Annotated in this window: 11 protein-coding genes, 5 tRNA genes and 1 pseudogene; 8 read left to right on the forward strand and 9 right to left on the reverse strand. The window is 72.6% G+C overall.

The genetic code is table 11. The annotated features are described in order from the left end of the window. Positions 1-36: 36 nt before the first annotated feature. A pseudogene (locus tag CR470_RS32115) lies at positions 37-1,269 on the forward strand (SCO7613 C-terminal domain-containing membrane protein); the annotation flags it as partial. 112 nt (positions 1,270-1,381) lie between these two features. Here CR470_RS32115 and CR470_RS32120 read toward each other — a convergent pair. After that, positions 1,382-1,453 (reverse strand) — tRNA-Val (locus CR470_RS32120). A gap of 54 nt (positions 1,454-1,507) precedes the next feature. Further along, positions 1,508-1,963 carry a TIGR02611 family protein gene (locus CR470_RS32125; protein ID WP_097870992.1) on the reverse strand — a complete coding sequence of 152 codons (456 nt, stop codon included), beginning with the start codon at positions 1,961-1,963 and terminating at the stop codon, positions 1,508-1,510. A 190-nt stretch (positions 1,964-2,153) separates the two neighbouring features. On the opposite strand from CR470_RS32125, the gene CR470_RS32130 reads away from it, so the two are divergent. Beyond that, positions 2,154-2,567, forward strand: a complete 414-nt coding sequence (locus CR470_RS32130; protein WP_003959770.1) for an SsgA family sporulation/cell division regulator — start codon at positions 2,154-2,156, stop codon at positions 2,565-2,567. A 269-nt stretch (positions 2,568-2,836) separates the two neighbouring features. After that, positions 2,837-3,433, forward strand: a complete 597-nt coding sequence (locus tag CR470_RS32135) for a CGNR zinc finger domain-containing protein (protein WP_097870993.1) — start codon at positions 2,837-2,839, stop codon at positions 3,431-3,433. Between the two features lie 36 nt (positions 3,434-3,469). Here CR470_RS32135 and CR470_RS39865 read toward each other — a convergent pair whose 3' ends face one another. Beyond that, entirely contained in the window at positions 3,470-3,625 is a 156-nt protein-coding gene (locus CR470_RS39865; RefSeq protein ID WP_164494018.1) for a hypothetical protein, read from the reverse strand. 166 nt (positions 3,626-3,791) lie between these two features. Further along, the gene (locus CR470_RS32140; RefSeq protein ID WP_097871000.1) at positions 3,792-4,271 is read right to left on the reverse strand and encodes a hypothetical protein; all 480 of its coding nucleotides are present in this window, start codon (positions 4,269-4,271) and stop codon (positions 3,792-3,794) included. Between the two features lie 166 nt (positions 4,272-4,437). Here CR470_RS32140 and CR470_RS32145 point away from each other — a divergent pair, with 166 nt between their 5' ends. Further along, entirely contained in the window at positions 4,438-4,956 is a 519-nt protein-coding gene (locus CR470_RS32145; protein ID WP_097870994.1) for a DsbA family protein, read from the forward strand. 95 nt (positions 4,957-5,051) lie between these two features. On the opposite strand, the gene CR470_RS32150 is transcribed toward CR470_RS32145, so the two are convergent. The 3 genes from CR470_RS32150 to CR470_RS32160 all read right to left on the reverse strand — a co-directional run bounded on the left by CR470_RS32150 (position 5,052) and on the right by CR470_RS32160 (position 7,827). After that, entirely contained in the window at positions 5,052-5,888 is an 837-nt protein-coding gene (locus tag CR470_RS32150) for a GNAT family N-acetyltransferase (RefSeq protein WP_097870995.1), read from the reverse strand. 62 nt (positions 5,889-5,950) lie between these two features. Beyond that, on the reverse strand, positions 5,951-6,772 hold the full coding sequence (locus CR470_RS32155) for an aminotransferase class IV (RefSeq protein ID WP_097870996.1): 822 nt from the start codon (positions 6,770-6,772) through the stop codon (positions 5,951-5,953). Beyond that, positions 6,769-7,827, reverse strand: coding sequence for a chorismate-binding protein (locus tag CR470_RS32160; RefSeq protein ID WP_097870997.1), 1,059 nt, complete (start codon positions 7,825-7,827; stop codon positions 6,769-6,771). Before CR470_RS32160 ends, CR470_RS32155 begins: the two co-directional genes overlap by 4 nt. Positions 7,828-7,972: 145 nt before the next feature. On the opposite strand from CR470_RS32160, the gene CR470_RS32165 reads away from it, so the two are divergent. From CR470_RS32165 to CR470_RS32180, 4 genes are all read left to right on the forward strand, one after another. Next, positions 7,973-8,045: transfer RNA gene (locus CR470_RS32165), tRNA-Gly, on the forward strand. A 38-nt stretch (positions 8,046-8,083) separates the two neighbouring features. Beyond that, positions 8,084-8,157 (forward strand) — tRNA-Cys (locus tag CR470_RS32170). A 1-nt stretch (position 8,158) separates the two neighbouring features. Next, positions 8,159-8,230: transfer RNA gene (locus CR470_RS32175), tRNA-Val, on the forward strand. Positions 8,231-8,266: 36 nt separating this feature from the next. Then, positions 8,267-8,338, forward strand: a tRNA-Val gene (locus CR470_RS32180). A gap of 173 nt (positions 8,339-8,511) precedes the next feature. Here CR470_RS32180 and CR470_RS32190 read toward each other — a convergent pair. Then, the gene (locus CR470_RS32190; RefSeq protein WP_097870998.1) at positions 8,512-8,811 is read right to left on the reverse strand and encodes a TFIIB-type zinc ribbon-containing protein; all 300 of its coding nucleotides are present in this window, start codon (positions 8,809-8,811) and stop codon (positions 8,512-8,514) included. Positions 8,812-8,876: 65 nt separating this feature from the next. Next, positions 8,877-9,420, reverse strand: a 544-nt coding sequence (locus tag CR470_RS32195) for a phosphotransferase family protein (RefSeq protein WP_179892442.1), incomplete at its 5' end; no start/stop codon positions are given.

Consider the following 9,420-nt stretch of genomic DNA (forward strand, 5'->3'; position numbering starts at 1 on the left):
GTATAAGAGACAGCCCGGGAGGAGACACCGGAGCCGGACGCGGCGGGTACGCCGGGCTCGGCCCGGACGGTGCCGCCGGGTGCCGGGGTGCCCTGGTACACGGCCGGCGCCCGCAGTCGGCCTTCCGGGGCGGCCCTGCGCGGGGCCGCCGGTGCGGGGGCGGTGGCTCTCGGCTGGGGTGCGCTGCTGCTGGCCGGAGTCGTGCTGGACGTTCCCTACGCGGTCGCGGTGGCCGGGGAGACGGCCCTGGTGGCCGGGCTCCTCGCGCTGGCGGTCCGGGGGGCCGGGAGCGGCCGGTGGGCATCGGCGGTGCCGGTGACCGCGCTGGTGGCGGCGGCGGCCGGGGCGGTGAGCGTCGGGGTGCTGTCGCTGGCGTCCGAGGGGGCCGCCTACGCGGTGTTCGGCGCGCTGGCGGTGCTGTTCGCCGGGGCCGCGGTCCGGTCGGGGGGCGAGGTGCCGCGTGCGGTGTTCGCGGTCGCCGCGGTGGTCTGCGGCACCGTGCTCACGGGGTTCGCGGGCCGGTCCCTGGGCCTCGCCCCGCACGAGGCCGCGCCGCTGGTGCTTCTGGTGCCCGCGCTGACGGTGCTGCTCGGGGCACGGCTGCGGCGGAGCCCGGTGGCGTTGCCGGTGGAACTGACGGGCGCGGTGGGTGCGCTGGTCGCCGTGGGGCTGGCCGTGGCCGACGCGCCGTTCCTGGCCCTGGTGCTGGCGTTGTGCGGGGTGCTGGCGGCGGGGGCGGCGGTGCGGCCGGAGCGGCGGCCGGTGGCGGGCTACCTGGCGGCGGCGCTGTTCGTGCTGGCCACCTGGGTGCGGCTGGCGGCCTCGGAGGTGTCGTTCCCGGAGGCGTACACGCTGCCGGTGACCGTTCCCGCGCTGGTGGTCGGGGTGCTGCGGCGGCGCGGGGACCCGGAGGTCTCGTCGTGGACGGCGTACGGGCCGGGGCTCGCGGCGACGCTGCTGCCGAGCCTGGCGGTCGCCTGGACCGACACCGACTGGCTGCGGCCGTTGCTGCTGGGGGTGGCGGCGCTGGTGATCACGCTGCTCGGCGCGCGCCACCGCCTCCAGGCGTTGCTGCTGCTCGGTGGGGCGGTGCTGGCGCTGGACGGGCTGCACGAGCTGGCGCCGTACGTGGTGCAGGTAGCGGGTGCGCTCCCCCGCTGGCTGCCGCCGGCCCTGGCCGGGCTGCTGCTGCTGGTGGTCGGAGCGACGTACGAGCAGCGGCTGCGCGACGCCCGCCGGCTGAAGGACACGCTGGGGCGGATGCGGTGAGCCGGGCCGGTCCGGGGGCCCGCTGGTCGCAGCGGCTCCCGGACCGGGGCCCCGGCGGACAACGCAGAGGGCCCGGGAGACGGATTCCGTCTCCCGGGCCCTCTGTTCCGGGTGGGCGATACTGGTTTCGAACCAGTGACCTCTTCGGTGTGAACGAAGCGCTCTCCCACTGAGCTAATCGCCCGGGCGCACCGCAAACATTACCCCATGTCAGCGGTGCCCCTGGACCGTCCCCGGCCTACTCGCTGATCTTCCACGGCATGGCGAGTCCGAACTTCCAGACGTAGATCCCGGCCAGCACCGCCATGATCACCAGCCCCAGCGTGGTGAGGATGATGTTGCGTCGCCGGACCTTGGGATCGAGGGCCCGCTGCGCCGCCTCGGTGACCTTGCGCTTGGTCCAGCGCAGCACCAGCTGGGCCCAGACGAACTCGGTCGCCCAGATCGCCATACCGCCGAAGATCACCAGCCAGCCTGGGCCCGGCAGCACCAGCATGAGCACGCCCGCGATCACCACGCCGAGGCCGACGACGAAGACGCCGACCTGCCAGCTCAGATGGAGCGCTTTCGACGCCTTGACGAAGCCCGGCGCCCGCGAGCCCAGCTCGCGCTCCGCCCGGCCCGATTCCCCCGTGGCGGATGCCGGGGCCGCCTGCTCGGCGACCTCGCTCCGCTCGTCACTCTCCGCGTTCATGAAGCTCAACTTACCCGACCTGTCTTCGTCACTGGAATGGGCGCATAACTCAAAGTTACACGCCGCTGAGCGAGGGACCCGAAGCATCACAAATGGGTCAGAGGGGTTTACAACGCCACCGTAGGTGGCATGTCGATTTCGCCGACGTGCGAATCCCCGAGCGCACACTGAGCGAAAGGCCCTGGCGCTTATGAACACCACGGTCAGCTGCGAGCTGCACCTGCGCCTCGTTGTGTCGAGCGAGTCCTCACTGCCTGTACCCGCGGGCCTGCGGTATGACACGGCCGATCCCTATGCCGTGCACGCCACCTTCCACACCGGAGCGGAGGAGACGGTCGAATGGGTATTCGCCCGCGACCTCCTTGCCGAGGGGCTGCACCGGCCCACCGGCACCGGAGACGTCCGCGTCTGGCCATCTCGTAGTCACGGTCAAGGCGTCGTATGCATCGCCCTGAGCTCCCCAGAGGGAGAAGCCCTGCTCGAAGCCCCGGCGCGAGCCCTGGAGTCGTTCCTGAAGAGGACCGACGCCGCGGTTCCGCCCGGCACCGAGCATCGTCACTTCGATCTCGACACGGAGCTCTCCCACATCCTGGCCGAGAGCTGAGCCAGGCAGAGAGCCGCTCGACGCCGTCCGACTCGGGGCGACGGCGCCGTGCCGACAACCGCATAGGGCAGACACCGGCGCCGTCGTCGCGGAATCCACCGCGACGACGGCGTCGGCGCGCCCGGCCCCTCCGGCTCCTCCTCCCGGGGGCGGAGGGGTCCGTTCCACTCCCCGCGGGGCCCGCACCGGGCCTGGCACCGGCGGGCCGAGCCAGTAGAGTCAGCCGCCATCGGCAGGCACCCGCCCGCCGGAAGGCCAGGGAGCGAAGCGTGCTGATCCCTCACGACACCCGGATCGCCCTCGACACGGTGGTCGATCTGGTGAACACCGCACCGGAGAGCGAGCTGCCGCGGGACGACCTCAGGGACGGACTCGCGGGGGGATCCGAGGACGGTCTCGCCGATGTCGCCGCGCTGTACGCCTTCGCGGAGCGGCATCTCATCAGCGGAGTCGGCACGCTCGGCGAGAAGGACCTGACCGCCGTGCGCGACGTCCGGGCCCGTTTCGCCGAGATCTTCGCGACGCCCGACCCCCGCGCAGCCGCCGACCTGGTCAACCGGCTCGTCGCGGCCGCCGGGACCACCCCGCAGCTCACCGACCACGACGGCTACGACTGGCATGTGCACTACTTCGCCCCGGACGCCTCGATCGCCGACCACCTCGCGGCCGACTGCGGCATGGCGCTGGCCTTCATCATCGTGGCGGGCGAGCAGGAGCGGCTGCGGCGCTGCGAGGCGCCGGACTGCGGGCACGCGTTCGTCGACCTGTCGCGCAACCGCTCCCGCCGCTACTGCTCCAGCCGTACGTGCGGGAACCGGCTCCACGTCGCGGCGTACCGGGCCCGGCGCAAGGAAGCCGCGGGCTGACGTCCGGGCCGCCGCCCCGCACCGCGGCGCGATGTGTCACAGCACGAAGAGATCGTGCAGGGCGGCCATCAGCAGCAGCCCCCCGATCACCGTCAGGAAGATCATCAGGGGCGGCTGGGAGAGCGCGAAGAGACAGCCGCGGGGCTCTTCGGCGGGGGGTGCGGGGGCATCGCCCCGGGAAGTGTCCACCATCTCGGGGTGATCATGACGCACCCGCGGCCGATTGGCGATCAACCCGTGCCATTCCCCCGGGAGTTCACCGTCCCGTGGCCACCGATAATCGCTCCGGCGTACGGGCCGACGTCAGGCATTCGAGCCGGTGGCCCGAGCCCCTCCGCCCGCCGGCCGGGCCGCCGTCTCAGATGCCGTGCTTCTTGAGGATCGCCTCGATGTCGCTGAAGTCGTCGCCGGGCGTGGCGGCCTCCTGCTTCTTCTTCGGCTTCGGCTGCGCCTGTGGCTTCGCGGCCGAAGCCGCGGGTCCCGCCGTACCGCCCGCACCGAGCGAGGGGGCGGACGCGGCCGGGGCCACCGCCTCGTTCCGCCCGGCCGCCCGCGCGGCCTTGCGTTCCGCGCGGGTGGTGGTGCCTCGACGCTCGATGGCGCGGGTGGTCATGAACAGCAGCCAGGAGAGGCCGAGCACCCCGAAGCCGAGCCAGACGCTCGGCTTGAAGGCGATCCCGGCGGCCCACTCGACGACCCCGGTCAGCACGAGCCCGACCGGGACGAGGGAGTAGGCGGCGATCCTCGTCGCCGTGAGGAACCGTTTGCGGTACGCGGTCACCGCGGCGATGCCCAGGCCGGCCGCCGACACCGCGGAACAGATGGTCTCGGCAAGCATCGGGGCCTCCAGGTGCAGGGGATACGTCCCTTCCATCCTGCACCGGCGACCGCCGTCGGGGCCACGGCGGTCGCCCACCTCAGGGACATTTCAGGGCCGGACTCCTCCCCAGGGGGTGGCCCGGTCCCGATGGGGACGCGTCCGCCGGGCCTGAGAGACTGGGCGCATGAGCGATTCCTCCTCCGCGGCACCGGTCGTCCTCGACCTCTGGTGCGATCTCGAATGCCCCGACTGCCACCGCGCCCTCGACGATGTGCACGCTCTGCGCGCCCGGTACGGGGACCGTGTCGAGATCCGGCTGCGGCACTTCCCGCTGGACAAGCACAAGCACGCCTACGCCGCGGCCCAGGCCGCCGAGGAGGCGACGGACCAGGGCAAGGGCTGGCCGTACATCGAGGCCCTGCTGTCCCGCACCGCCGGTCTCGGCCGCACGGGCGAGCCGGTGCTCCTCGACGTGGCACGGGAACTGGACCTGGACGTCGAGGAGTTCGACACCGCGCTGATCGACGGCCGGCATCTGCTGATCGTCGACGCCGACCAGGCGGAGGGCAAGGCGATCGGCGTCACCGGCACGCCCACCTATGTGATCGGCGACGAGCGGCTGGACGGCGGCAAGAGCCAGGACGGGCTGCGCGAGCGGATCGAGGAGATCGTCGACGGCGTCCTGGCCGCACGGGACCGGTAGACCGGCAGCCGCGGAGAGGCGGCGGCAGGTGTACCGGTAGCGGCCGGTCGGACCGGCGGCGCCCCGCGTCGATCGGCCGGGCCCCGGGAAGGCCGCTACAGCGCCTTGGCCAGGTTGTACCGCGTCGTCGTGTAGCCCAGGGACTCGTACAGCCGCAGGGCCGGGGTGTTGGAGGCGAAGACGTGCAGGCCGAGCCGGTCCGCGCCCCAGGCCCGGGTGACGTCCTCGGCGAGCAGCATCAGGGCCCGGCCGTGGCCCCGGCCCCGGTGCTCCTCGCGCACCTCGACGTCGAAGACGAATCCGGCCGGGCCGCCGGGCGGCAGCTCCCGCTGGGCCACCCACACATGGCCGACGACCTCGCCCCCGTGCACCAGCACCCGGAAGGTCACCCCCTCGGTCGCCAGTCCGTCCGGCAGGAGGGCGGCGTGATCGGCCTCGGACTTGAGCCGGGCCTGCTCGGCCGGCACCGCACGATCGATCCAGTCCTGCGCGTACGTCCGTACCGCGTCCCGCCGCCAGACGGCGAACTCCTCCTCGCTCATCGCGCGTGAGGTGAGGCCCCCGGGGAGCGGGGCGCTGTCCGGGCCGAGGTCCTTGACCATGTTGCGGCTGCGTTCGGTGTAGCCGAGGGCGGCCGCGAGGCGGCGGGCCGGATCGTTGCCGGCGGGGACCTCCGCCCGCACCCGGGTGCAGCCCCACCCCCGCAGCACCTCTTCGGCGGCGAGCGCGGCGATGGTGCCCCGGCCGCGTCTGCGCCGGGACTCCTCGACGTCGAGCGAGCGCAGCACCCCGGCGGTCGCGCCGAAGGCATCGTCGGTGCTGATCGCGACGGCACCGACGTGCCGCCCGTTGTCACACACGTCGTAGTTGCGGGCCCGCGCACCGTCGGCGCCCTGCTGAAGCGGCCCGGACGGCCGGAGTGTCGTGGTCATCAAGGGTGTTTATCCCCTGCGCGACGCCCCGTCACCCTCTTTTCCGGGCCACCGGGGCCCCGTTACGGGTCGAGGTCGTCGCCGGCCCGCTCGGCGAAGATCCGCATGGCCTTCGCCGTCACCGGTCCGATCTCCGGGGTCAGCTCGCGGTCGTCCAGCCGGTGCACCGCCTGGACGTCGCGGAGCGTCGAGGTGAGGAACACCTCGTCGGCCTCGGCGAGGACGTCCATCGGAAGGTCGGTCTCCTCTGCCCCGGTCCACTCCACGGCCAGTGCGCGGGTGATCCCGGCGAGGCAGCCGGAGGCCACCGGCGGGGTGTGGATGCGGCCGTCCACGACGACGAACACGTTGGAGCCGGTGCCTTCGCAGAGGCGGTCGGCGGTGTTGGGGAACAGCGCCTCGGACGCGCCCCGTTCCCGCGCCCGTGCCAGGGCGACGACGTTCTCCGCGTACGAGGTGGTCTTCAGGCCGACGAGCGCGCCGCGTTCGTTGCGCGTCCAGGGGACGGTGATCACCGTCGTGCTGTCCGGGCGGCGGTTCACCCCGTCGAGGGCGACGACGAGGCTCGGCCCGTCGGTCCCCCGGTCCGAGCCGAGCGGGGACAGCCCGCCGGTGCAGGTGATCCGCAGGCGTCCCAGGGCGACGGGATTGGCGTCGATGACGGCGGCGGCGGCACGGCGGATCTCGTCGTGGTCCGGGTCGGGCAGACCGAGGCCCCGGGCGGACCGGGTGAGCCGGTCGAGGTGCCGGGTCAGCGCGAAGGGGCGCCCCTCGCTCGTACGCACCGTCTCGAAGATGCCGTCGCCCACGGTCAGCCCGTGGTCGAGCACCGACAGCCGGGCGTCGTCGGCGTCCCGCAGTCCGCCGTTGACCCAGATCCTCATATCGCGGTCCTTCCTGTCTCCGAATACGCACCCGACGCTACAGCGAGCAGCCGGGAGGCCTTGAGCTCGGTCTCGTCCCATTCGCGCTCCGGGTCGGACCCCCAGGTGATCCCGGCCCCGGTCCCGAACCGCAGCAGCGTCGCCGGCCCGGTCCGGTCGATCCAGAACGTCCGTATGCCCACCGCGAGGGAGGCGGTTCCCCGGTCGGCGTCGACCCAGCCGACCGCACCGCAGTACGGCCCGCGCGGGGCCCGTTCCAGGTCGGCGATGATCCGCAGCGCGCTGGACTTCGGAGCACCGGTGACCGAGCCGGGCGGGAAGGCCGCCGAGAAAAGCTCGGGCCAGCCCGCTCCGCCGGCCAGCCGCCCTTGGACGGAGGAGACGAGGTGGACGAGACCCGGGTGCTTCTCCACCACGCAGAGATCGGGCACGCTCACGCTTCCGGTGGCGCAGACCCGGCCCAGGTCGTTGCGGACCAGGTCCACGATCATCACGTTCTCCGCGTGGTCCTTCGCCAGCAGGTCGTCCTCGGTCCGGCCGGTGCCCTTGATCGGCCCGGACTCCACGATCCGCCCGTCGCGCCGGAGGAAGAGCTCCGGCGAGGCGGTGGCGACCTCGACGCCGTGGCCGGGCAGCCGGATCGTTCCCGCGTACGGGGCGGGGTTGCCGCGAGCGAGCAGGGAGGTCAGGGCATCGACGTCGGCCCCGGCCCCGCCGCCGGGGAGCGGTGCGGACAGCACTCGGCAGAGGTTGGCCTGGTAGACGTCGCCCGCCGCGATGTGTTCACGGATCCGCCGTACGCCCGCCGTGTAGGCGTCACGGTCCAGCGAGGAGGTCCAGTCACCGGTGGCGGGCCCTCGCCATGCTCCGGGCACGGGAGGGGGCACCGCTTCCTTGCGCACGTCGGAGAAGCGGGCGCAGACGATGCGCCCTTCGAAATCGGCGCATACCGCCCAGAAACCGGATGAGTCAAGAGCTGCGGGATCGTGGGTCACATCCTGCAGACCGGAGGCGATGAGGCCGTCGAAACGGGCCAAGGGGGCGAGGTCGGACACGCGAATGAGTCTAGGACGGTGTGCGGTGACCTGCGCCGGGGCGAGGTCACCGCAGCACGCTGCACAAACGCGTTTTTGTACTGGCCCAGGAATCCGCTAGAGTTCAACACGTCGCCGGGACGCGCAAGCGGGCCGGAAGAGACAAGCGGACGTAGCTCAGTTGGTAGAGCGCAACCTTGCCAAGGTTGAGGTCGCCAGTTCGAACCTGGTCGTCCGCTCGCAGAAGGTGGGGGATTCTTCCCGAGCCCCCATCCCTGGTGGAGTGGCCGAGAGGCGAGGCAACGGCCTGCAAAGCCGTCTACACGGGTTCAAATCCCGTCTCCACCTCCAAGGACGATTAGCTCAGCGGGAGAGCGCTTCCCTGACACGGAAGAGGTCACTGGTTCAATCCCAGTATCGTCCACTGATCCGCAAGGATCATCGGTCCGCAAGGATCCCCGCGCGATTAGCTCAGCGGGAGAGCGCTTCCCTGACACGGAAGAGGTCACTGGTTCAATCCCAGTATCGCGTTAGCTCAGCGGGAGAGCGCTTCCCTGACACGGAAGAGGTCACTGGTTCAATCCCAGTATCGCGCACCACCGAGAACCCCCGGCCGTCTCCACGGCCGGGGGTTCTTCCGTCGTACGGGCCGGCCCCCTCCGTGACCCGGTGGCACGGCGGCCGCCCCGGGCCACGGAGGAACACTCAGGAGGAGAACAGCATGCGGCCGAAGCCCTTCTGGCGGTGGTGGCCGTAGTGCGCACCGTGGCCGCCGTGCTGCGGCGCGCCCCAGGCGGGGGCGTGGGCGGCGGGCGCGGCCGGGTAGGCCTGCGGGGCGGGGGGCGCGGGCGGAGCCTGCTGGGACCACTGGGACTCCAGACGGGTCAGCGACTCCAGCTCGCCGTAGTCGAGGAATATCCCCCGGCAACCGCTGCACTGCTCGATCTGAACGCCGTTGCGGTTGTACGTGTTCATCTGCGCGTGACACTTCGGGCACTGCATCATCGGCTCGGCTCCTCGCCCTCGTTGTGCCGTCGCCGGAATGTCTGCCCGGCGGCGGTCCGTTCACCCTACGACGCGTGGTCGGCGGCCAACTCGGGCGGCAACGTAGCGATTCGGGCACAGGATTCGATCATCAGCTGTTCGAGCTCGTCCGGATCCCGTTGCTCCGTGGCGCACTTGGCCAGGGCGAGGGCCGCCGTCTGCACCGTCAGCGCGCGGGCCGGGACGTCCAGTTCGGGCCAGGGGTCCCCGGCGGCGGGCACCGCGGGCCCCCCGGCGGACCGGTAGGCGTCCAGGAAGGCGAACCAGTCCTCGGGGGCCAGGAGTCCGGCCGCGTACCAGGCGGCGGGGCGGCCGAGGTCCCAGGCCGGATCGCCCGCCCCCGCGTCGTCCACGTCGATGAGCAGCCAGGGCCCGTCCGGAGCGGGATGGCGTACGAGTTGGCCGAGGTGCAGGTCCCCATGGCACAGGAAGCCGGCCCTCCGGGCGGGTGCCGGGGCCTCGCCCCGGGCCCAGGCGGGCAGGGCCCGCCAGCCGGCCAGCACGGGCAGGACGGCCGGGTCGCCGGGAAGGGCGGCGCGCATCCGGGCGACGGCCCGCGCGGCCTTGGCC

This window comes from Streptomyces sp. rh34 (assembly GCF_002551245.1).
Classification (GTDB): domain Bacteria; phylum Actinomycetota; class Actinomycetes; order Streptomycetales; family Streptomycetaceae; genus Streptomyces.